A 24,308-nucleotide genomic window follows, 5' to 3' on the forward strand; every position below is an offset into this window, starting at 1 on the left:
CCAAAATATTCAGTACAGGTCAAATGTGTGTGTCAACCGCTAACAACCAAGCTGCCGTTTTCCAGCACGTACATGACATCCGCACGCAAGGCATGGGCCATGCGGTGGGTAATCAAAATCACCGTGCGTTCTTTGGTGATGCGCTCGATGGTGGCGAGGATTTCGGCTTCTGTGGCGGGGTCGAGGGCGGATGTGGCTTCATCCAGAATCAGAATTGCTGGATTTCTCACCAACGCCCTAGCGAGGGCGATTCTTTGCCGTTGTCCCCCTGATAACTGTCCGCCCCTGTCACCAACGGGTGTGTCGTAGCCTTGGGGTAAGGACAAAATAAATTTGTGAATCTCGGCGGCTTTGGCTGCGGCTTCGACTTGTTCGTCAGTGGCTTCTAGATAGCCCATGCGGATGTTTTCTCGCACCGAGCAATTAAAGAGAATTACATCCTGAGAAACCAGTCCGATTTGAGAACGAAGGGAGCGTACTGTTGCATGACGTAAATCAATTCCATCAAACAGAATGCGTCCTTTATCCGGGTCATAAAATCGCGTTAGCAAGTTGACAATTGTACTTTTGCCTGCTCCACTTTCACCTACAAATACCGCGAATTCTCCTTGGCGAATTTTCAGGGATAGATTTTTAACTCCTCCTCTATCTTGGGAGTAGCTAAAGGTAACATCGTCAAAGTTAATATCACTGGAAAAGTGAGGTAAATTAATCGCATCCGGTGCATCCTGAATGACCGGGGTTTCTGATAAGATATCGCTGATGCGTTGCAGCCCTGCTACTCCATCGATAAATGCAGGTATTGACGAAGTTAAACCAAGAATATTGAGATTCAAACCTACCATTAAAACTTGAAAAGAGGTAAGAGTTCCTACAGAAATTATATTCCTATAGGTCATCACTGCACCAATACTTAAAACGATAAGCTGCGTCATGACAAAACCAATCATGGGTACTTTCTGCACTAAGTAGGAGAGAAAGGTTGCCCGGACATAAACTTGTTTTAAGTCATTCAAATCGGTGGCAAAATCCTCAGTCATTTGGTTTTCCAGCCCGAATATCTTGACAACGGTTTGCGAGAGGATATTCTCTTCGATAACGCTGGCAATCTGTCCTTCTTTTTGCAGCAACTTATAGCCGACTTCGGTGGCAAGGCTGGCAATTTTTGCTGGGGCAATGGTGCATATGGTTAAACCGATTAAACTGAGCAGGGCTAATTGCCAGTTGAGGAAGAAGAGAAAAACCAGAGAAAATAGGAAGTTAGACAGTTGTAAAACAACGACTGTCAGCCCCATTGTAATTACACCATTTTCCACCTTTTGAACATCGGCGATGAGACAATTGACAATATCCCCGGCTGAACGTCGCCCAAAAAACTCCATTGAAAGGCTTTGGAGATGCTCGAATAGAGAGTGTCGGATATTGTTGGTGATTAAAATGCCCAAACGCGCTCCTAGGAAAATTCCTAGCAAACCGATGCAGGCATATAGAATTGCTCCGACGACTAGCAATGACAGGATTAGAACCAGAAGGCCATAGTTTTGGGGAACGATGGCGGCATCGATGATAAATTTTAAGCTGGCTCGGAAGACTGAATCAAATGCTGCGTCGAATATCAGGCAGGTAAAGAGTAAAATGAATTGCCATTTGTAGGAGGCAATGTATTTGTTGAGGGTTTTAAAGAACCAAATCAGTTCCATGAGTTATGAGAGTTTGTCTGCGGGCACGATTTGTACTTTTACAGTTATAATCTTGATAGATACTTACTAAGTAGGGTGGGCAATGCCCACCCTATAGCGATTTTTATTCGCAGTTAATCAGCGTTATCAAGATGATTTGACGGATTAATTAGACCTCTTGCAAAAGTCTTTTTCATCAATTTATAGGGCAGGCGAGACGCCTACCCCACCATAAAAAATGATTTTTGTGGATGGGCCCCAGAGCCCGTCCTAATTATTTTTGCAAGAGGTCTATTTTTAAAACCCAAATCGTTTACAATCTACGAAGTATCCGCATAATTTTGTCCTTTTTTTGTTGTTTTTGATTGAGTTGTTTGTTCTCAACTTCCTCAATACTAATCGATGGTAAATAGAATGTCAAGGTTAAAAATCAGAGTTTATATAAACATTATATTACTCAAAAAACGACATATAGATGATAAATAATCCGAGTTTTTAAAGTTTTTAGCTCGGATTATTTATCAGTATTCGGCTGTTTTAAATAGCAGAGGTTAGGCAAGTAGCTGGAAGGTGGTTAAAGGAGCGATGCTCTCTTGACTCCTGAATCAAATCAGGGTGAGGAGCGAGCTCTTTTCAGCTAGAGGAACTGCCAAAAGATGGTACAGCTATCTCTGAAGCTGTTGCGCTTGGCGAGGATGTGGAACTTGGTGTTTTGGAGCGTCACCGCTTCACCGTTACAATATTGCCCTACCAGGGACTACCATTCCTCTTCTGTAACGCGGTATGCTACCAAATAAATCGAACATTCCGTTGAACTTGTAATGGTTTTCACATGAACACCCAATGATTCCTCAGTGTCGATCGAGAAACTACCTAGGTGATCGTCCCCAGAGCCAAAATCGTACTCCCAAAGGTTGATATCAACGGGGCTGGTAAGCGGAAAACGCACATCGTCGAAACGCACAATCTGACCGCTCCGGATTTCGTAGTATTCGCCAACAGGCCAAAACCGACGATTTACGCCTGGTTGGTTAGTGCGAGTCAGGTAAAGCTGATCCGGATAACCCCCAACGTCATTGATTGCCTTGACTAATTCTGGAATACGCATCAGAACTTTGGCACCTGCGTCCAGTGCCTCCCCAACAAGTTTAGCTTTGGGGTTTTCAGTCTTTGCAAGCACACGTCCCGCTGCCTCGGAAACCTCACTTGCTAAATTAAAAGCTGCATCAATAACCTTAGAATCTATCCCCGATGATACTAATACGCACTTACCAGAATCGAGACGAAGGGTTTTAGCCTTTTGACCGAGACATTCGTACTGGAGTTTGTATTCATCTCCTTCTTCTTGATTTGCAAGCGTTGCAGTTCCGGAACCTCGTTCTGATGCATCAAATTTGTAAGCACCCATATAATCATCGGAAGACGTACTGTCATATTCCCACAGTTCTACCTTTAAAGAATTCTTGAACTCGAACTGGCGGTCTACGTATGCCTCGTCTCCTACACCCATGTCGCAATCACCGTTGTCCGGCCATCGACTATGATAGTTACCATCCACAAAAAACTTTGCATAAGTGTCATCTTTGCCACCACCACTTGTTGTTTTTCGGCACTGTAGCTTGTTGAAACGAATCTTAGCCATTTTCTAATTTCCTAACCTGATGGATGTTATTGACCTTTCCCTGTCGAGACGAAATTTGTATTTACGCCTTCCATCTCTACACCTATAAGACGATTCCAGAGGTCAATGTCTGAATTTTTCGAGTTAGAGGCTGTTTTTTCCTAGATAAATGCACCCTCAGCACAAGAACTTTAATTTCCAATCACACCAGATTTTGTCATCAAGTTGAGGTCAGCAACAAAAAATGTAGGGTAGGCGCTGACGGCAGTGCCTACCCTACATCTATTTTCAATTACTGATTAATTTTCGCTCAGAATTGATTTTTACTTTTAGAGTCTCCACCTATTTATCATTATTTTTCTCCTTCTTTAGATGAATTTGCTGTGCTTTCTGTCGAGACGAATTTGTATGTTTGTCTCTACACCTATAAGACGAATCCAGAGGTCAATTTCTGAATTTTTCGAGTTAGAGGCTGTTTTTTCCTAACTCAATGCACTCTGAGAGGTTCAGATCCCCGACTTCCCTAAGAAATCAAGGATCTACGCTTTAGCACGATCGCCCTTTCGCCTCTTACCTTTCAACCGTTTCACAGCCTCCTCAACCTCCCCGCGAAAAGGGTAGAGCAACCGCCGACTCAACGCACTTCGATACGCCTCCACAGCCTCTGTCACATCCCCCAACCCCAACAACGCTCTCCCTTGCCAGTAACCAGCCATCGCCGGGTCAAACTCCATCAATTCCCGGAACAGACCAGCCTTTTCCAACCATTTCCGACTCGCCACTTCATCCCCCAACACCCGATAACTCTCCCCCAGCCACACCGCAGCAGACACAGATTGCAGATAACCCCCCTCTTCTGGTAACAACTGCCATCCTTGCGCCAAAGCCTCCACCGCTTCCCGGTGTTTCCCCGCCAGCGCCAACACCCGCCCATGACCAAACCAAGCATCAGGTAACTGCGGTTCAAGTTGCGTCCCCCGCACAGAGACACCACACCCTCGCTCAATCTCCTGAAAACTTTCCACCAACACCCGCCCCGCCGTCGTCCAAACACTCCAGCGATCGGGAAAACGATCGAGCATCTCTTCTACTATTGATGTAAGGGTTACTTGACGGTTCGATCCCCCTAAATCCCCCAGGGCTGTTTCATTATCCGTAGGGGCCGTGCCCCCGTGCCGGCCCTCTTGGTCTTCCATCCCGATCGAATCGTCTGGGTCGGGGGTAGGCACGGGGGCACTACCCCTACAAAATTCACGTTTTTTCTGAGAATGAAACCGCCCTGCTGTGGGCTGGGGGGGATCGAGAGGAACTGGGGGAGAGGTTAAAGGCAAAATCTCACACAACGCCCGATCGATTTCACAATCATTGGGGTACAGACGATAAGCTTTCAGCATCGCCTCAGCCGCCTTCTGATATTCCCCCGTATGGAACAAGCACCGCCCATAGGAATACCAACCCCTAGGATGATTCGGGTGTTCCTCAGTAAACCGTTCCAACACCCCAAGCCCGTTAGCCGACTCCCCCCGGAAAACGTGATAATATGCCAGCAAGTCGCGGGCATCCGCCGCATCAGGAGCCAGTTGCAGCACAGAACCAATTATCTGTTTAGTCTGCTTTCCCTCCTCACCCGATACCAATCTCATCCGGCAACGAGTATCCGCCAGTCGTTTGAGCGCTCGGAAATCACCCGGAGCCACCTCTAGCACTTTGCTCAACCGCCGCTGCGCTTGGCGCACATTCCCCACCGCCTGACTCGCGTCGTAGCTGTCAATCAGCGCTACAACATCATCCGGGTGCAGTGACAAAACGGCATCAAAGGCTCGCAAAGCTGCAACCGCATCCCCTCTCCCCCTTTGCACCTGCCCCAACGCCAGCCAGTGAGCCGCATTATCTGGTTCTAGGGAAGCCGCCGACTCAAAAGCGAGTATCGCGGCTTGAGTGTCACCTCTACAGAGTGCGATCGATCCGCTGATATGCTGCCGAGTCGCCTGATTGCGTGCATAGGCCAAGGCACTTTCATAAACCGCTATGGCCTCAACCTCTTGTCCCATAAGCTGCAAGAGTTTCCCCAATTGCAACCGCACGCCAATCAATGGTTGCTGCCGATCGATCACTTGGCGATACTCCTCAACCGCCTGCTCAATACGACCCATTGCATACAGCAGATTCGCCAATTCCAACCGTTTCTTCCACCCAGAAGGATACTGCTGCACGTACTCACTTAATGTTTTCAGCTTCTGGTCAATTCGGGCTGGCTTTTCGTCGAGAACTAGGTAAGCATTCAACTCCACCCCACAGGACTGAGTGAGGGATACCACCCGGAGTGTACTGTTTCTAGACATATTGCTGTTACTTGATAATTAATTGTCTCGCCAATGTTCTGAGGGATGGGGGCGATCGAGTCGGATGCGATCGTTTCATCGGATTGTAGGGGCAATTCCCCCGTGGTTGCCCCAACGGAGGCTGCCTCACCCGTGGCTGCCCCAACCGTGGCTGCCCCACAATCTTGACGGGGTAGGCACGGGGGCACTACCCCTACAGCAAAATCATCGCCCATCGAGGCAACGTCCCCCTTTTTAGAGGACTCGGAGGACTCTAACAAAGCATCATCCACCCCCGACAAATACCTGCTCAAACGCTTTTGCAGAAGTTCTCGTGCCTGTTGGATGCGCTTGTAAACGTTATTGAGCGAGAGAGCAAGTTGTTGGGCAATATCTTGATAGGCAATCTGGTGGCAGTAACGCAGGATAAACGGATTGCGTAATCGAGAAGGAAGAGTATCAATAGCGCGGCGAATGTACTGTCCCAACTCATGATGTAGAAGTGCTTCTTCAGGAGAGTTCAAACCAGAAATAACTGCTGAATTTCCTGTAGCAGCTACTTCTTCAATATCCTCCATCTGCATTGCTTTCCGGCGACGTTCTCGGTGTATATCTATACATAAATTATGGGTTAAGCGGGTGATCCAAGCTCGGAGATTGGTGATTTTTTCGGCATAGTCTGGCAATTTATCCAAAGCTTTGAGCATGGCGCGACTGAGCACCTCTTCCGCATCAGTAGGATTCCCTCCCATCCACCTGAGACAGCAACGGTAAAGATAATCTCGGTTCTGCTGCCATAGCTGCCAAAATGCTTTCTCTATATCTTCTGGACAATACCGAATGTCTGTTGCAATAAGTGATTGAGAATTTGACATGATTTTAAAGGTGGTGAAAGATAGATGTGAAGGAACATTTTTCTGTTGCTTTTTTCGTTGCACCCCAATCCCGGAAACATCTAGCTGAGTCTAGTCTGAGTATTTATCCGGCTAAAGATTGGATTCAGTGTCCTTAGCCAATATTCAAGGTTTATTGTTGCAAGGGTGATTCGTGAATCACCCCGACTCAAGCCAATTAAGCAAAAGGAACGGAGAACAAGAAACCGCCCTCGGTATAAGGCGCTTGCAAAGGGCTAACAGGAATACCCGGGAAGTTGCGAGCGGTCATCTCGTTATAGTTCCCCACGGCAGAAATCGCATTCAAAGCAAAATTATTCGACAAACCCAGACTTTCTCCCACATTTCCTTCCACTCCCAAAAAGCGGCGGACAACTGGATCTGAACTATTGATTTCCTGGCGCACATTTTCTGAAGTTAAACCCAGTTCTAACGCTTCATAAAGAGAATAAGTAACTCCAGAAACCACATCCTTCCACTGGGATTGATTCTCGTCCACCACCATTGCTAAAGGCTCCTCTCCCAAGACTTCTGGAAATGGCTGATGCTGGTCTCGCTGCTCAGGGGGTAAGGTGAGAAGACGAGAGATAATCAGACCTCCATCACCGGTGAGCGCATCCAATTCGCCCTTGATATAACTATCAAATAGGGTCTGGAAGCTATCTAAGGCTACGATTTCCGCATTAATGCCCGAAGCACTCAGCTTTTCTCGCAGAGTTGCCTCAGAAGTGGTATTTGCACTCACCCCAATTCGGCGACCTGCAAGCTGTTCAAAAGAGGTAATTCCGCTGGCGGTTGGTGTTACTACAAATTGAGCATCGTAAGTATTAATGGGGGCAAAATCTACCCCCAGCAAAGCATCCCGCTTGAGGTTATGTGTAGCGTTACGGCTAGTTACATCAACAATGCCATTGGCGACATCGCTGAAGCGCTGAGCACCGGTTTTCTGAATCACAAATTCCACTGCGTTGGGGTCGCCAAATAGGGAAGCTGCTAGTCCCCGACCCAAATCCACATCAAATCCGGTTAAATTGCCGTTGGGGTCAGAAAAACCGAGTCCAGGTGCATCATTTCTCACCCCAACGCGCACGAACCCCCGGTCTAAAACTTCCTGTAAAACGTTGCGGTTGTCGTTATTCACCAAGGGTACACTTAATTCGTCAGTCCCCGAAAATGGTGGATAATAAAGCAGTCCCCCAGGCTCGACAAACATTAGTTCATTGAGCTGGCGCGGCAGCACTTCGGGATTGAAATTGCGATTGTAAATCTCTTCGTAATTACCAATTTGTTGGATAACTTTCAAGGCAAAATCATTTTTGAGCCCCAAAGATTCTCCTAAATTCCCTTCCACGCCTAAGAAGCGCTTACTGGCGGAATTTCCATCAAGAAATTCATTCACATTCTGGGAGTTGATGCCAAAAAATTCGGCTTGGATGGGAGCGTTGACCACCCACCGCACCACATCAGCCCATTCAGACTGATTTTCCGGCACGATGAGTGCTAAAGGCTCTTTAGAAATGGCTTCATCCAGGATGACTTGATTTCCCGGATTGGATAAGGTGGGAATGCGATTGCTGAGAACCCCGCGATTAATCGAAACTGCCCCCAATTGTCCCGCATCGTAAGCGCCAAACAGAGCATCTTGTGAGGGGAAAGTTTGGATATTGAGGGCGATTCCGGCACGTTGGGCGACATCTATTAAATTTTGCCCAGAGCGCGTTCCTGCTAATACGCCGATGGTTGTTCCTGATAACTGCTCAACAGAACTAATTCCACTATTACCACGCACCAATACCGCTTGAGTGTCGAAGAAAACTGTAGGCGAATAATCTACTCCTAAACTGGCATCGCGGAGCACAGATTGAGTGGGCAGGGTGGCAGCGATATCCACTGCGCCACTGGCAACACTGTTAAAGTCTTCACCCGCCTTGACGACTGCGAATTCTACTGCATTCGGGTTCCCAAACAAAGCAGTGGCAATGGCGCGACTAAAATCAATGCCAATCCCACTAAATGAACCGTCGGCTTCTCGGTTGCTAAATCCGATCGCATCCTCGTTAACTGCAACCCGCACAAACCCGCGCTTTAAGATTTCTTGAAGTTGAGATCCTGTGGGTGTGGTACTGGCAACGGGATCTCGACCTTCAGCGGCTCCAAACCGCGCATAATGTTCAAATCCGCTTGAGAAACTACCGTTGGCAACTGCTGCTGCTACCTGGGGGTTAGCATCTAGATAAAATTGCTCGTTGAAGGAAATTTGTGGGTTTCTTTTTTCAATAAAACCAAACTTTACCCAATGCTCGAAGCCGTTGGGAATAATGCCTGAAGCTACGGCTTGTGCCACGTCGGGATTTTCTTGCAGGTAGGTAGTTTCGTTGTAGTTAAGGATGGTCATAATCCTGGTAATTAGATAATTTGTGTGTTCAATTAACAGGGGTTCCGATCAATTCTTATTTCTGCTCCAACCGCAGCCAATTCCGGCACGTTGCTATTGTTGGATGGTTTTGTTAAGCAATAGGTGAATTATCCTATTGCTGTTGTGTTAACCGAGCGATCGCTTAGACTTGGAAAACAGCTAAGTGCACCCACTTTCCTCCATATCTTTCAGCACCTTTCAAAAAGAGCGTTGCATATTTGCGGGATGGTTTTGAATTTTATCAAAGCTGAAAACCCTTATTTTGCCGGCGGGATCTTCGATCGACCCTACAAGATTCATCCCAAAATGATGCAATGCTTTTTCTTGAGGCTGTATCCTTTCCATATCTCTATCATCGCTCCCCTCCCCTACCCCTGTCAGTCGGAAAAGTCGGATCGTAAAGTCGGAAAAGTCGGACGCCCTGGTTTTACTATCTATCTTTAGATGGAGCAGATCGACAGCATGACTGGCACTGTTATCTGTCTTTTGGTAGATGCTATTAATAGTATGTTGGGAATATAGGCATAAAGCAAGTCGGAAAAGTCGGATCATAAAGTCGGAAAAGTCGGATCTTTGCCTAATGGGCATATTTCTGAGTGAGATATACACTATCACGCGCTAAAATACATCAGTGATAATACTGAAAATTAAGGGAATTGTCGGCGCTAATCGGCGGATGTTTTTATGTGACCATATAAAAACTAATCAAGGCTTGTCTTTTGGATAAATACAAGCCTTGGTAGTGATTTATACGGTTCTCCGCTAGGTAGCGAACTCAGATTTATGAAAAATGAACCCGTTTTTCAGATTTGTTAAGAGCTTTATATATTTCAAAGACTCGATGTCGTAGGCGTCGAGGGGGTGACAAGCAACTTAAAAGCCTTGTGCTGACAAGGGTTTAAGCCGATCGCCCTCACAAAGAATTAGGGGGGCGCGATCGCTACTTTTGCTTCGACAAGGTAAAATGAGGATCGGGGGCGATCGCCCCGGAGCGTAAGTGTCAATAAGTCTGTCATAATAACTATTAGGAATTTCTCCACCGACTTAGTACGGTGTATAACTCAAAGTTAGGGTGCCCAATTGAAAAAACCTTACCCGATGAGATTGATTTGTACATGACTTTTGAACAAGCTCTAGAATTTATCGAATCAGCCTTAGAGTCAAAAACCAGTAAACCGTTAAATTTTCTCGAGCAGGAAATCTTAAAAGCTGCTTGGAAAAACGCAACTTATAGTGCTGTTGCTGACAGCTTGTACCTCAGCGTAGGACATATCAAAGATTCATCTTCCCTCCTGTGGCAGCGCCTTTCAGACGTAATGGGAGAAAAAGTTACTAAGAATAACTTCCGCTCTCTGCTAGAGAAGCAAAACACCACAAGTGCGATCGCCCATACCAAAGACGAAGGCGAACTTATGGCGATGGGTGCGGCTGAAACAAGTGAAATCAATCAATTAGAAACTCCCAAAGGTAACATTTTAATTGTTGATGACCTCCCAGAGAATCTGCATTTTCTCACCGAAATTATGACTAAAAATGGGTATAAAGTTCGCTGCGTCACCAATGGTACGATGGCCTTGAGGACTGTTCGCAATCATCCCCCCGATGCTATATTGCTGGATATTAAAATGCCAGACATGGACGGCTATCAAGTTTGCGAAGCTCTCAAATCTGATGAAAATACCTCAGAAATTCCGATTATTTTCTTAAGCGCACTTGACCAAGTTTTTGATAAAGTCAAAGCTTTTAAGGTAGGGGGAGTTGACTACATCTCTAAACCTTTTCAGCCGGAAGAAGTGCTAGTGCGCCTCGAAACTCAGGTCACTATCCAGCACCAAAAACGCCAGCTTAAAGAAGCAATCGAGCGACACCAGCAAACCGCAGAAATTGCCTACCAATCTCGCGCCCTGCTGGCAAATTTGCTAAACTCATCTCTGGATGGAATAGCTGCAGTAGAGGCGATGAGGGGGGATATTGCTGGAGAAATTGAAGATTTTCGCTGCTTGGTAGTTAACCCTGTCTTTGCCAGACTCTTAGGGAAAAAACGAACAGAACTCGCGGGGGAACCCGTGCTGAGAAAACTGCTTAATCAATTGAGTCCAGGATTGTTTGATTTATTAGTAGAAGTTGTTGAGACTGGAGAATCGCTTGAAGGAGAGGTTCATCTAGAAAGTCATTACCTTGGCAAATGCTATTATTTCACTGCTGTTAAATTGGGAGACGGTTGCTCAATTACCATCCGCGATCTTACAGACTTAAAACAGTCGCCATTAAAGTCAATGATGGAACAGAACCAACGGCGTACTAGCATCAAATAGCATAAACATTACTTACGCAATCCGAGCCAAGAAATCTCGCTTTTAGCTGAGTCTCGATCCCCCTAAATCCCCCTGGTTGTAGGGGAGTAGGGGTTGACTTTGAATACTCTTGTCCCCCCCTTCTTAAGGGGGGCGCCAGGGGGATCGATCGAGAGTTTACTTCATAAACCTGCAATCTGCTGTATCATCATTCACCAATCAAGGGTTCAGTTAAATCAAGAATCTTCTCAAACTGAAACTTCGTCACCCAATTTCTGAGAGTGTGAAGCTCGAAAGCGTGAGATTCAGGAATCTCCTCTAGGATTTGAAAAACTAATTCCGAATCAGCGTCAATAGCTGCTTCATATAATTTTACTATCCATTCTTTTGACATCGCTGTTAATAAATCAGTGAAATTTAACGGTTCTCCAGTCACATTAGAATGGGGAGAGGGTAGCTCTTGCTCCTGATAAATATAATCGACCCCCAAATGTTTAGCCAGGATGTCAAAAATGGCTTCTGTGTGGAACGGTTTTCGCACAAAATCATCACAACCAGCCGATAAAATAACTGCCTTTTCTTCTTCCCACACGCTAGCAGTAATAGCAATAACAGCAGTAGCTTGACCTTTAATGGTGCCTTTAATGCGTTTCGTGGCTTCATACCCATCCATAATGGGCATTCTCATGTCCATCCAAATCAGATGCGGTGAGTAGGAATCCCAAATTTCCAGCGCTTCAATACCGTTACTCGCTTCTTGCACTTCAAAGCCAACAGGTTTGAGGAGTTTAACTAACAGTTGCCGATTGTAATCTCGATCGTCCACTACTAGGATGCGATATTGGGGCTGGTTAGGCGCTAGGGCAACGACGCGACGACTGTGGGGTTGATTTTGAATTGTGCTGGCATCAGCGAGGCCCACAGGAATGTCAAATTTAAATGTTGTGCCCGTTGTCTCTTCTAAAAATTCCTTGAGAGGCATTCCAGGGGTGAAAGCTTTGCCACCGCTGATAACGGTGATTTCACCTGCCATCAAGCGGACAAATTGACGGCTAATCGTCAGTCCTAATCCGGTTCCTTGCTGCACTTTTTGACCTGATGCTGTTTGTACGAAGGGTTTGAATAGTTTCTCTAGTTCGTCTGCAGCGATGCCAAGTCCGGTATCTTTTATTTCAAAGATAATGGTTGTTTGTTGTTGGTTTGTGGTTATTTGTGTTTCGGCTTCACTTTGGGTTTTTGCCTGTTTACTTTTTAGTTCTACAGACACGCTTCCCGAAGAGGTAAACTTAATGGCATTACTGATTAAATTAATCAGCACTTGCCGCAACTTAACTTCATCAGCATAGATATATTTAGGAACGTCGGCAGCACATTCAAACAGTAATTGTAAGCCTTGATATTTGGCTTTCAACGCAAACATCTCCTCGACATCAGCTAGTAATTGATGAATATCAAAGTTAGTTTCCGATAGAGTCATGCGTCCCGCTTCTACTTTGGAAAGGTCAAGTACCTCATTAATTAGAGATAATAAATGATTTCCACTACGATAAATAATGTTAAGGTTCTCTTTTTGTTCAGTTAACAGATTTGTATCCTGATTCATCAGTTGAGAAAAGCCGATAATGGCGTTGAGGGGAGTTCGCAATTCATGACTCATGTTGGCAAGAAATGTGCTTTTAGCTTTGTTGGCAGCTTCAGCAGCGTCTTTTGCTTGCTCGAGTTCTGCTTCGGCTTTTTTGCGAGCGTTGATATCTCGTCCTACCGCCTGGAATTCAACAATGCAACCGGAATCATCAAATATCCCTCGGTTAACCCACTGCGTCCAACGCACTTGGGAGCTAACAATCACCCGATTTTCAATTGTGACAACGGGATTTTCTTTGCTAATGGAATTGATTAGTCTGGTTACATATTCGCGGTCTTCCTCAAACACGACAGGTTCGTAGTGATGGCCTATGAGTTGTTCCCTTGTCTGTTCAAAAAATCGACAGTAGCCTTCATTGACAAAGGTAACGGTACCATCTGGCAGATACCGGGCAATCAGTTCTGTCTGGTCTTCCAGAATACCAAGGTAGCGTGCCTCGCTCTGGTGCAGAGCCTCTTCTGTTTTTTTGCGTTCGCGAATTTCCTGTTCTAAACGGACATTTTCAATGACCGTAATCTGTGCTTGCTGGCGATCGCTAATATCTTGAAAAGCTGCGATCGCATATTCTACATTACCCGTGTCATCAAAAATTGGCGTGCTAGTTACTTCTAAGGGAACGATTCGCTCACTGTAGTGCAGTTCCAAGTCATCCGCCCATGTTTTTTCACCGCGAAGCGATCGCACCAAGGGTAGCTGTTCCACTGGATACATCTGGCCTGTGCCTGCCCGATAAACGTGATAGGTTTTTGAGAGTTGCTCGATTTCGGCTTTGGGTAAATCTTGAATATTCAGTAACTGCTGTGAAACTGGATTGGCGAAAACCAGTTGTCCTTTGGCGTCGTGAACGGATATGCCAAAAGGAATGGCATTAAGGAATTTATTCTGGCGATTTTGCGTCGATCGTACTTGAGTATAGAGTCTGGCGTTAGTAAGGGCGATCGCCGCCTGAGTTGAAAGCAATTGAATCACTTCCAGGCGATCGGGTGTAAAAACGCCATCTGCTAAATTATTTTCCAAGTAAACAATTCCAATTAATTGCCCTTGATTGAGCAGAGGGGCACAAAGGATAGACTTGGGCTGCTGTGTTTTGATATAAGCATCTTGAGTAAATCTCCCTTCACGGGCAACATTGGTTTCAATCAGTCCTTCCTGAGTCCTTTCAACATAGTGAATAATCGACAAAGGCAGGCAGGTTTCTATTGGAGTCGATTGCAACACTATCACCTGATTTGAGTTGGCCTCCCCTGACGCTTCGACTCTTAGTTGTCCTTGAGACTCTAAAATTAGATAGCCACTTTGTGCCCCGCAACTTTCCAGCAGGATTCTCATCAAAGTCGTCAGGAGTTTATCCAACTCAATTTCACTGGCAATTGCCCCAGATGCTTTCATCAAGGCTGCCAAATCCAGGAGTTCACCTGAAGTGCTGCCAGAGGTATTAGACAGGCTGTTGCGCGAATATAGGGACGTATTGGCTGTCGTAAAACGCTTTAAAAGTTTTGGATAATGTCCTTTCAAATCAGTGATTTTAGCTGTGGCACCCCAACGTAAATAGCAGTAGTAAGCATTTGTCATATAGGCTTGGGCAACTTGCTCTTTTCCCCAAGCGATGTAGAATTTGGCAGCCAGTTCATTAGCCAAAGCCTCTTCGTTGATGTAGTCATGTTCTTTGGCTAAGGCAATGGCGCGATCGTAGTAGTCGATCGCCCTAGCATTTTCACCCAAAACTCGATATCGCTCTGCCTCCACTAGATAGAATTTATGGAGATGAGTCATCGGAGCAAAGTGCGCCCATTTTTTGATATTTTTCTGGTTGGCTTTCACCTTCTGGAGGATGAGTTTTTGCTCGGATTGTGGTGCGTCAGAATAGATAGCCAGATAAACTAAAGAATTGTAGAAATGGTAGAGAGGAATAGTACCTACAGCGCTATCGCTATATTTTTCGGCTGATTTAGCATTTTCTATAGCTTGCTGATAGTCTTGAAAAATATAGCAGAGAAATAGCTTGTAAAAATAGACCGATCGACAAAGATTTTGAGCATTTGCCTCTTGATGCAGGGGTAACATTTTTGTTTCGTCATAGTTTTCACCGATTAAACGGCATTTATCTTCAGCCTGTCCCATCAAGTTCAATAAAACCTGTCGATTGAGTTGGTTATAGTAATATGATGTTTCTTGCTTCAGTTGGCTGAGGGTATTACTGTACATGGCCATCTCTCGCTCCAGTGTTGCCAATTCCTTCCCCAATACATAGGAGTGGTAGCAGTATACGCAAGCTGAATAAGCGGCGTATTCTAAGTCTCCTGTTTCTAGGGCGATCGAGTAAGCATTCTGCAAAGGGTTTAAAGTTTCCCTAAGATGCTCTTTCCAATGTTTAACAAAGTAATTAACAATAAATATGGTTCGGGGTTTGAGTTCTTTAGCATTAAACTTATCGAGTAACAAGAGAGCAAGTTGTCCAAATTCATAGCCAGTCTCAATGTCTCCTACGGTTTCTCCAGACAGAATGAGTCCGTAAGTAGCATAGGCACAAGAAGACACAGAAGTATTCCCGTATCTTATGGATAAATTGACCTGTTTAAACGCCATTAGCGGTAGCAAGTCAGGTCTGGACAAATGGGCAGCGGACACTATATCTGATAAGATACGCATAGCTGCCAACTTATAAGGGTCAGTCATCACGGGTAAGTCGATTAAGTCCTCGATTCGCTTCCCTGCTAAACTTAACTTAGTCTTCACCAGTTCAAGGAAAATATTTAATTTTGTTGGTTTTTTGGGAAAGCGAATCCCCAACAGCTTTAATACTGAAAGGGCCGTATCTATCGCTTCTAAGGGTTGGTTTTGTGCTGTATAGGCTTGAATCTTGACTTCATAGACTTTCACTTTGTCCAGCAATGAAGTAGCTTGTTGAAGCACAATGTCAGCCAATTTTTCCATTTCCTCAACATGGCCACTCAAGATAGCAGCTTCTACTGTTTCCACATACAGTGCTAGAGTTAGGTCATACTGACGAAGCCAACTATCTGCACTCAGGCAATTTATACCAATGCTTAAGTAATTCCAAGCCGGTTTCCAAGCTGCTGATACCTTCGCTTTTTTGCCAGCAATCAGATTTAATGGAGCAAGTTTATCTTTTTCTAACTGAACGTCAATTGCTTCTATACCGAAGTTTAGTTGATTGACAATATCAAAAATCTTTTGTTGGAGTACCTGTGGTGGTGTATTTTGTAACAACAGTTGCCCAACTTTCCAGTGAACCGCTTGCTTGTCGTCTGGGGGAATTAGAGAATAGGCGGCTTGCTGGATGCGATCGTGAGCAAATTTATAAGTAATTTTTAAGTCATTGGCCTCTCGGTTTGTTTTCAGGAATTTGTAATCATCTCCAAGGGGTAATATCAATCCTGCTTGAATAGCATTCCATAATTCATCAGCCGTTTGTTTTTGAGAAGTTTCATTAATAATTGAAAGCGTTTCTAAATCAAATTGGTTGCCAATGCAAGCGGCTAATCGTAAAACTTTTTGTGCGGACTCTGATAATGTTTGAATTTTATCGGCCATGAACTCAACAACGTTATCAGTAATATTCCTCGTTATAATTTGCTCTAAATCCCAATACCAAGCCCCAGCATTTGGATCAAAATTCAGCAATTGCTCTGTATAAAGTGACTTGATAAACTCTTTAATAAAAAAGGGATTTCCTTGTGTTTTTTGCCAAACCAACTCGGCTAATCTTTGCGTAGGGACGCACTCGGTTTTCAACGTATCCGCAATGAATTCATTAACCTGGTTTAAATTCAATGGTGAAAGAGAGAGATGATTAATTACTACTCCCTGTTTTTTCATCTCAGATAAAGTCAGCATAGTAGGATGAGTTGCACTGACTTCGTTATCTCGATAAGATCCGATTACAAACAGATATTGAGTAGTAAAATCGGTCATGATCAACTGGAGCAATTGCAACGTAGCGCTGTCTGTCCACTGAAGGTCGTCTAGAAATAGGACGAGGGGATGTTCTTTTTGGCAAAAAACTTGAATAAAGTTTTGAAAAGCTAAATTAAACCTATTTCTTGCTTCGGTTGCAGGTAATTCTGGGACGGGATTCTGTTTGCCAATAATCAGTTCCACTTCGGGGATGACATCAATAATAATTTGTCCGTTGATTCCTAATGCACGTCGAATCTTCTCTCGCCAATGTTGTAATTGGCGTTCAGTTTCGGTGAGCAATTGTCGCACCAATTCTTGGAAGGCAGCGACTAAAGCTTGATAGGGAATATCGCGTTGCAACTGGTCAAATTTACCTGCAATAAAGTAGCCGCTTTTTTGAGTGATGAGCTTATACAGTTCCTGAACTAAAGCTGATTTCCCAATACCTGAGTATCCCGAAATTAGCATGAGTTCAGTTTGTGTCTCTACGGGCCGATTTTTTGACTGAGTTGTCGTTGGGTTACTCAGGTTATTTGCTAAACCAGCCCCTACTTGTTTTTCTTGTCTCGACGCTAGACGATCAAAGGCACTCAATAAGGACTCAATCTGTGATTCTCTCCCGTACAGTTTTTGAGGGAGTTGCAATTGAGGATAAATATCTTGGTATCCCAAGGAAAAAGCTTGAAATTTACCATTTCTAAATTGAGCGAGACAAGTTTTTAAATCGGCGTTGATTCCCCAAGCACTTTGATATCTATCTTCCGCCATTTTGGCCATTAACTTCATGACAATTTCTGAGACAGTCAAGGGAATTTCTGGATTATTTTCATGAGGTGGAGTGGGTTGTTTTGCAATATGGCAATGGACTAACTCAAGTGCATCAACGGATTCAAAAGGCAACTGGTTGGTTAGCAGCTCATAGAAAGTAACGCCAAGAGAATAAAAGTCAGTGCGATAGTCTAGTGAGTGATTCATCCTGCCTGTTTGTTCTGGAGACATATAAGCCAATGTCCCTTCTAGAAGATTAGGACTTTTGAGGCTGGGATTCTCTTGGGATAGGATGGTAGATAAGCCAAAGTCAATAATTTTTAATTGTCCTGTTTGAGGATTCAAGACAATATTAGATGGATTGATATCTTTGTGAATGACATTTTTTTGATGAACTTTGCCTAACGCATCTGTGATTTGGATGGCTAGGTGGAGAAACTCTGGTAATGCCAAGGGACGGCCATCCAGCAGGATTTTTAAGGACTCTCCTCCAAAATCTTCCAACAACATGAGTTGTGTGTTATCGTATTTTCGCAGTTCGTAGGCTTTAATCGTTTCCTCTAGGTTGAGAAGGCGAGTGATTTCGTATTCCTGCTGATAGCGGTAGAGTTCGGCTGGGGTGGGGTAATCCTCTTTGAGGAGTTTCAAAATTACAGGTTGCTGATTAGATTTGAGGATGCCTCGGTATACGAGGGAATTAGCACTTTCGTAAATCTGGCTGACAATTGTGATATCTGGCAGTGAAATCATGTTGGGAATTATTGCTGCCTAAAAAAGTTGAGTATACAAATAAATATAACATGGGGAGGAGCGGGTGAGAGCAACAGTAAACTCGCTGCGAATATACATCCTTGCCTTACACCCCCCACAACTCCGGATCTTTTATTATTGCTTTTTTGCTCTGGACTTACTTACGCTATATGTATGATACAAGTGTACTGGCACTTGAAGCGTCTAGCTATTGTACGATCGCCAAAACTGAAAAAGTTCGGAACGGGCAATAATTAATGATAAAATAGCTTAAGGATTCAGTTACCCAATTGTGGTAATCTGACAACAATCCACTTTCATTCTCGATCGAGTGCGTGCAGCTATGCGAATCGGTAAAATTTTACAAAAGTTTCTGCTTTTCACAATAGCGTTAATTTTCGCAGTATCGCTGTTAATTAAAGTTACTAAATTTCACAATTATTTCGGCATCAACCGCGCCGATACCGAAGTGAAAGTTGTTGCCCTCACCTACGACGACGGACCCTATCCTCCCTATACAAATCAGCTTTTAGATATCTTAGACCGCTATAAAGTTAAAGCAACTTTTTTTGAAATCGGTCGCAATATTGAGAAACATCCAGAAATCGTGAAAATGATTGTGGCGAGGGGAGATGAGTTGGCAAACCATTCCTACTCTCACAAAGATATGATGTTTAAACCCCAGGAAGTTTTGCTGTCTGAGATTGAAAAAACGGACAAACTTTTGCAGGAAGTTGGGGTGAAGCAAGACAGTATTAGTTTTCGGCCACCTTGGGGTAGGCGATTTGTAGTTTTGTCTTATTTGTTATCCCAAATGGACAAAAAACTGATTATGTGGGATGTGGATTCCCAAGATTATGAAAAAACTCTCACGGCGGAAGATATCGCAAATCGGGTGATTGACAATGTGCGATCGGGTTCGATTGTGGTGATGCACGACGGTGGGGGCGATCGCTCGAAAACCGTAGCAGCAACTGAGATGATTGTCAAGGATTTGCAGTCGAAAGGTTACGAATTTAAAACTGTTTCTGAGTTGTTGAAATAGCAGTAGGGTGCGTCAGCCACAATTATTTTCGCGACAAATCAACAATCTCATACTGACGCACCAGGAAATAAATGGTGCGTCAGAATTAGACTTTTCGTGGCGCTTGAAAATTTCAAACCTGACAATCAAGCATCCAGGATACCCGCCACGTGATTCATTCCGAAAGCAGACTCAGGACCCAGAAATAAAAAACCTGTATCCGATGAAACTTGCCGAACGTATTTATCTCGCGCAAGTCAATGCTTCAATTCTCAAATCTCAAATCTCAAATCTCAAATCGATTGACGCACCCTACCACAATCAATAACCAAGATAGTTTGTCACGTAATTAGCAATTTTTATGCTGCCGCCCGATCGCCCCATTCTCTCTAAACCATTTTGAATGCAACTGGCTAAATATTTATCATTTTGCAAAGTGCGATCGACGGCCCTTGCAGTTTCCTTGAGAATATCAGAATTTGCTGGTTGCGTGCCAATAACCTGCACGGAATCACCTAAAAGCCGATTTTGAGCCTCCGCAAACCGATAGGTAAAGGCTGGGCCGTTTCCCGGTACTGCAATTACAGGTTTTCCCAAGCCCACAGCTTGTTCGACAGCAGTTCCAGTCATCCCAATTACTAAACTCGACTGCTGCAAAATATCGGCGAAAGCATCGGCCCAGCACATCACTTCGACTATTTTTTCTTCATGAAAAGACCGTTTGATTGCTGGAAAAATCAGCTTTCCCGATCGCATTTGCCATCCGCATCGCGCCGCAATATCCTCTAATTGAGTCATTAAATCCGGAACTAAAGCAGCCCGAAACTGCACCGGTACAGTAGAGTTACTAGCAATTTTTTTAACCAGTTCCAGGAGCAAAACGAGGTTGTTAGTGGCTTCCCGGAGGCGAGAACCTGGGAGAAGGGCGATCGTCCGAACTCCGGGTATTAACTGCAAATCTTTGCCCGTAGAATTGAGGTTGTCCATGACAGGATGGCCGACAAACTGAGCTTTCTTTAAAGCCTGTCGGTTTAAGTCAGCAGCAGTCAAAGCATCTCTAGTAAAAACCGCCAGACATTTCTCTGAGCAAAGCAACTGCCACAAGATTAAACCCAAATCGACTCGCCCCTCGTAATAACTAGAATGGGCCGATAGAAAAATTATATAGGGGCGGTTGCTGGCATGGGCGATCGCTCCGGCGACAATATCCCCAGTCGCCACCACCAAATCGCAGTGGCGCGAATGCGTCCAAACAGCCTGCAATTGCTGCCAAGTCAAAGCAATCAGCCCGGCCCCAATATCTTTGAGGAAAAACAGGGGATTCATGTAAAAAACGCCCCCAGACGGCATTTGACTGGTGGGCCCAATAATGGGCACGGTCGATCGGCGGTAAGCAGCCCCGTCACCTACAATCGGCATCGCCGAAACATCAACATCCGTGCCAGATGCTCTCAAAGCTTGGAGAATTTGACAGTTAATCGCGTCTTCCCCGTGGCCGTTGCTGAGGAAAAGTATCCCCTTCGATTTCATAAAATCCAATCAAGATCAGGCTTTTTAAACTCATTTGCGCGATCGCTACCTGCCGACCGGCTACGATTTTGTTACTCTAATTTAAATACATTGTGGAAGTGAAACAGCGTGAATATTGAAATTGGGCGGGGCAAAAGTGCTCGCCGAGCTTACGGCATAGATGAAATCGCGCTTGTACCAGGACAGCGCACCCTCGATCCGAGTTTGGCAGATACCAAGTGGCAGATTGGCGGGATCGATCGAGAAATCCCGATTATCGCCAGCGCAATGGACGGAGTAGTCGATGTCCGCATGGCCATTTTGCTGTCGGAATTGGGAGCAATGGGCGTGCTCAACCTAGAAGGAATTCAAACCCGCTATGCCGACCCCCAGCCAATATTAGAGCGCATCGCCAGTGTCGGGAACCACGAATTTGTTTCCCTGATGCAGCAACTCTATGCCGAACCCATCAAGCCAGAATTAATCGAGCTGAGAATTAAAGAAATTAAAGCAGGAGGAGGGATTGCCGCCGTCAGCGGTACACCGGCGGCTGCGAGCAAATACGGCCGGGCGGTTGCTGAATCGGGAGCCGATATATTTTTTGTGCAAGCAACAGTAGTCTCGACAGCTTTCCTTTCCCCTGAGTCGATCGCGCCTCTAGACTTAACTCAATTTTGTCAAGAGATGCCGATACCAGTAATTTTGGGCAACTGCGTCACCTACGAAGTCGCCCTAAATTTAATGAAAACTGGCGCCGCGGGCATTCTCGTGGGCATTGGGCCGGGGGCTGCTTGCACATCTAGGGGCGTATTGGGTGTCGGCGTTCCCCAAGCCACAGCGGTAGCAGACTGCGCCGCCGCGCGGGACGACTACTATCGCGAAACTGGCAAATACGTGTCGGTGATTGCTGACGGCGGTTTAATTACCGGCGGCGATATCTGCAAGTGCATTGCCTGCGGTGCCGATGCAGTGATGATTGGTTCGCCCTTTGCCAGGGCTGCCGAAGCTCCCGGCCGCGGCTTTCACTGGGGGATGGCGACTCCCAGCCCAGTTTTGCCGCGTGGCACTCGCATTCGCGTGGGGACTACGGGTACTGTGGAGCAAATTTTGCGCGGGCCTGCAGTGCTAGATGACGGTACGCACAACTTGCTCGGAGCTCTGAAAACTAGCATGGGTACCTTGGGCGCTAAGGATCTTAAGGAGATGCAGCAAGTGGAAGTGGTAATTGCTCCTTCTCTGCTGACTGAGGGTAAAGTCTATCAAAAAGCTCAGCAGTTGGGCATGGGTAAGTAGATTTACTGATCGAATACCAGTATACCTTGACAAAATTTGTTCCACAGTCTCGAAATTTACAGAATATTGTGGAATTATCGAGAAGGAGATGTCACAATAGAAGAAGCGGAGACGCATGTTTCCGTTCACTCCTCACACCACACTCCGCCCGGACTACTGTTCGGGCGGTTCCTTTTTTGCCGAAAATCTTCGCTCTTGCTTACTAGGTACAGGGCTGAGGCTCTTAGCTCCGGAGAGGGGGAGAGTGGGGGAGAGGAAGAGAGGAAGAGAGGAAGAGGGGGAGAGGGAGAGGGAGAGGGAGAGGGAGAGGGGGAGAGTGGGAGAATTTTTCTTCTGCATAAGTGCGTTCTGCCTTCGGAAGCCTTCTGTCGAATGCCTTGTGCGTTCTGCCTTCGGAAGCCTTCTTCCTTCTTGCTTCGGAAGCATTCTGTTAAAATCGTTGACGCAAGTGGTTACACTTTTTGCTAGACTTGTTATCCGAGAAATAGTATTTACAAGGATGGCTAGGGATGTCAGCAGCCGCGCAAGTAACCGACTCTACCTTTAAGCAGGAAGTGCTCGATAGCGAAGTTCCAGTTCTAGTGGATTTTTGGGCTCCCTGGTGCGGGCCCTGTCGGATGGTGGCGCCCGTCGTAGACGAAATTGCCCAGCAATATGAAGGGCAGGTCAAGGTAGTAAAAGTTAATACCGACGAGAATCCTAACGTGGCCAGCCAATACGGTATCCGCAGCATTCCGACGCTGATGATATTTAAGGGCGGTCAACGTGTGGATATGGTGGTTGGGGCAGTTCCGAAAACTACTCTGGCCAACACTCTGGAAAAGTACATTTAACTGAACTGCGAGGGGTTTCGCGCTGTTCTTTGTGGGCCGCGAAAGCTAACTCGCTTCAGAACCGGGGCTAAGCTACGGGAAAAGTTATTAGTGGCCAGCATGGCAATTTGCTGGTGGCTATTGGCTTCTAACTTTGGCTTGCCCCTTAATTTTTAGTAGCGACAATTTGTTACCGTTTCGGAAAAATTCATGATTCGTTCTGGGTCTGGTCAAGGTTTTGAGTCCCTCCAAGCTGAATTGATCGATTTGGTCGATCGCTTGCCAATGTTGAAGCACTCTGAGTGGATCGAACGATCGCTCTCTACTATAGTGCAAATGGCCGGAGAGGATCTCGATCGCCTAGACTGGAAGATTATTGCGGCGTCGCTCCGAGATATGGAGAGCGCTTTTGAGATGTTTTATCCTTACCGCCACGTTCGCAAAATTGTGATTTTTGGTTCGGCGAGGGTGTCTCCGGAATCTGCAGAATATTTGATGGCGAGAGACTTTGCGCGGGCGATGGCCCAGCAGGGGTTTATGGTGATTACTGGCGGCGGCGGGGGAATTATGCAGGCGGGGAACGAGGGGGCGACGGCTGAACGTTCTTTTGGGCTCAACATTCAGTTACCTTTCGAGCAGAGTTCTAATCCTTTCATTGCCGGCGATCCCAAATTGCTCAATTTTAAATATTTTTTCACTCGCAAGTTATTTTTTCTCCGGGAGAGTGATGCTTTAGCTCTGTTTCCGGGCGGTTTCGGCACTCTGGACGAGGCTTTTGAGTGTCTGACTTTGATTCAAACTGGCAAGTTCGGGCCGGCTCCTTTGGTATTGATCGATCGACCGGGAGGAGATTATTGGCTTGATTGGAATTATTTTGTGCAAAAACAATTGCGGGGCCGGGGTTTGATTTCAGCCGACGATCGCAGCCTGTATACGATTACTGACGATGTAAATGTCGCTTGCGAGGCGATCGGTAGTTTTTATCTGGTTTATCACTCCTGCCGCTACGTGCGCGAAAAATTGGTAATTCGCTTGAAAACAGAGCTTTCTGAGGAGAATGTCGATCGGCTAAATACTGATTTTAGCGATATTGTTGTCACCGGAAAAATTGAAAAAAGTCAAGCTTTGCCACCGGAAATAGGAGATGCAACTTTCGATCTGCCGCGCCTGACTTTGCATTTCAACCAGCGGGATTTGGGGCGACTTTATCAGCTAATTGCTGCTATAAATCAAATGGGTGCAGCTTCGCCGGAAGCCGCGCATCCAGAACAAAAGTAGTCATTAGTTATTAGTCATTAGTCATTAGTTATTAGACTTATAGGGTGCGTCAGGCTTTCGTTAGAGAGCGATTATTAATGGTTT

At 45.5% G+C, this 24,308-nt stretch carries 12 protein-coding genes; 5 read left to right on the forward strand and 7 right to left on the reverse strand.

Translation table 11 applies throughout. The annotated features are described in order from the left end of the window. Positions 1 to 32 precede the first annotated feature (32 nt). From QUB08_RS14615 to QUB08_RS14635, 5 genes are all read right to left on the reverse strand, one after another. A complete protein-coding gene (locus tag QUB08_RS14615) occupies positions 33 to 1,700 on the reverse strand; it encodes an ABC transporter ATP-binding protein (RefSeq protein WP_333225377.1) in 1,668 nt (555 codons plus the stop codon). Positions 1,701 to 2,436: 736 nt separating this feature from the next. Then, on the reverse strand, positions 2,437 to 3,321 hold the full coding sequence (locus QUB08_RS14620; protein WP_333225378.1) for a hypothetical protein: 885 nt from the start codon (positions 3,319 to 3,321) through the stop codon (positions 2,437 to 2,439). Positions 3,322 to 3,839: 518 nt separating this feature from the next. Continuing rightward, a complete protein-coding gene (locus QUB08_RS14625; protein ID WP_333225380.1) occupies positions 3,840 to 5,642 on the reverse strand; it encodes a tetratricopeptide repeat protein in 1,803 nt (600 codons plus the stop codon). Beyond that, positions 5,582 to 6,496 carry a sigma-70 family RNA polymerase sigma factor gene (locus tag QUB08_RS14630; RefSeq protein ID WP_333225381.1) on the reverse strand — a complete coding sequence of 305 codons (915 nt, stop codon included), beginning with the start codon at positions 6,494 to 6,496 and terminating at the stop codon, positions 5,582 to 5,584. Before QUB08_RS14630 ends, QUB08_RS14625 begins: the two co-directional genes overlap by 61 nt. Positions 6,497 to 6,692: 196 nt before the next feature. Then, entirely contained in the window at positions 6,693 to 8,909 is a 2,217-nt protein-coding gene (locus QUB08_RS14635) for a transporter substrate-binding domain-containing protein (RefSeq protein ID WP_333225383.1), read from the reverse strand. Between the two features lie 1,136 nt (positions 8,910 to 10,045). Here QUB08_RS14635 and QUB08_RS14640 point away from each other — a divergent pair. Then, positions 10,046 to 11,245, forward strand: a complete 1,200-nt coding sequence (locus QUB08_RS14640; RefSeq protein ID WP_333225384.1) for a response regulator — start codon at positions 10,046 to 10,048, stop codon at positions 11,243 to 11,245. 187 nt (positions 11,246 to 11,432) lie between these two features. Here QUB08_RS14640 and QUB08_RS14645 read toward each other — a convergent pair whose 3' ends face one another. Next, the gene (locus QUB08_RS14645) at positions 11,433 to 18,308 is read right to left on the reverse strand and encodes an AAA family ATPase (RefSeq protein WP_333225385.1); all 6,876 of its coding nucleotides are present in this window, start codon (positions 18,306 to 18,308) and stop codon (positions 11,433 to 11,435) included. 343 nt (positions 18,309 to 18,651) lie between these two features. On the opposite strand from QUB08_RS14645, the gene QUB08_RS14650 reads away from it, so the two are divergent. After that, on the forward strand, positions 18,652 to 19,353 hold the full coding sequence (locus QUB08_RS14650; RefSeq protein ID WP_333225386.1) for a polysaccharide deacetylase family protein: 702 nt from the start codon (positions 18,652 to 18,654) through the stop codon (positions 19,351 to 19,353). Between the two features lie 300 nt (positions 19,354 to 19,653). On the opposite strand, the gene QUB08_RS14655 is transcribed toward QUB08_RS14650, so the two are convergent. Then, positions 19,654 to 20,862 (reverse strand): lipid-A-disaccharide synthase-related protein, encoded by a 1,209-nt coding sequence (locus QUB08_RS14655; RefSeq protein WP_333225387.1) that lies wholly within the window; start codon positions 20,860 to 20,862, stop codon positions 19,654 to 19,656. 108 nt (positions 20,863 to 20,970) lie between these two features. On the opposite strand from QUB08_RS14655, the gene QUB08_RS14660 reads away from it, so the two are divergent. From QUB08_RS14660 to QUB08_RS14670, 3 genes are all read left to right on the forward strand, one after another. After that, entirely contained in the window at positions 20,971 to 22,134 is a 1,164-nt protein-coding gene (locus tag QUB08_RS14660; protein ID WP_333153376.1) for a GuaB3 family IMP dehydrogenase-related protein, read from the forward strand. Positions 22,135 to 22,643: 509 nt separating this feature from the next. Further along, positions 22,644 to 22,967, forward strand: a complete 324-nt coding sequence (trxA, locus tag QUB08_RS14665) for a thioredoxin (RefSeq protein ID WP_006631199.1) — start codon at positions 22,644 to 22,646, stop codon at positions 22,965 to 22,967. A 189-nt stretch (positions 22,968 to 23,156) separates the two neighbouring features. Next, positions 23,157 to 24,224: an LOG family protein gene (locus QUB08_RS14670; RefSeq protein ID WP_333225388.1), complete on the forward strand. Its 1,068-nt coding sequence runs from the start codon at positions 23,157 to 23,159 to the stop codon at positions 24,222 to 24,224. Positions 24,225 to 24,308: the final 84 nt, after the last annotated feature.

The organism is Microcoleus sp. BR0-C5 (assembly GCF_036705045.1).
Classification (GTDB): Bacteria; Cyanobacteriota; Cyanobacteriia; order Cyanobacteriales; family Microcoleaceae; genus Microcoleus.

Excerpts from the sequence above, each read along its gene's own strand:
- QUB08_RS14615 (WP_333225377.1), bottom strand. The coding sequence starts at position 1,700 with ATGGAACTGATTTGGTTCTTTAAAACCCTCAACAAATACATTGCCTCC.
- QUB08_RS14620 (WP_333225378.1), bottom strand. The coding sequence starts at position 3,321 with ATGGCTAAGATTCGTTTCAACAAGCTACAGTGCCGAAAAACAACAAGT.
- QUB08_RS14625 (WP_333225380.1), bottom strand. The coding sequence starts at position 5,642 with ATGTCTAGAAACAGTACACTCCGGGTGGTATCCCTCACTCAGTCCTGT.
- QUB08_RS14630 (WP_333225381.1), bottom strand. The coding sequence starts at position 6,496 with ATGTCAAATTCTCAATCACTTATTGCAACAGACATTCGGTATTGTCCA.
- QUB08_RS14635 (WP_333225383.1), bottom strand. The coding sequence starts at position 8,909 with ATGACCATCCTTAACTACAACGAAACTACCTACCTGCAAGAAAATCCC.
- QUB08_RS14640 (WP_333225384.1), top strand. The coding sequence starts at position 10,046 with ATGACTTTTGAACAAGCTCTAGAATTTATCGAATCAGCCTTAGAGTCA.
- QUB08_RS14645 (WP_333225385.1), bottom strand. The coding sequence starts at position 18,308 with ATGATTTCACTGCCAGATATCACAATTGTCAGCCAGATTTACGAAAGT.
- QUB08_RS14650 (WP_333225386.1), top strand. The coding sequence starts at position 18,652 with ATGCGAATCGGTAAAATTTTACAAAAGTTTCTGCTTTTCACAATAGCG.
- QUB08_RS14655 (WP_333225387.1), bottom strand. The coding sequence starts at position 20,862 with ATGAAATCGAAGGGGATACTTTTCCTCAGCAACGGCCACGGGGAAGAC.
- trxA (WP_006631199.1), top strand. The coding sequence starts at position 22,644 with ATGTCAGCAGCCGCGCAAGTAACCGACTCTACCTTTAAGCAGGAAGTG.
- QUB08_RS14670 (WP_333225388.1), top strand. The coding sequence starts at position 23,157 with ATGATTCGTTCTGGGTCTGGTCAAGGTTTTGAGTCCCTCCAAGCTGAA.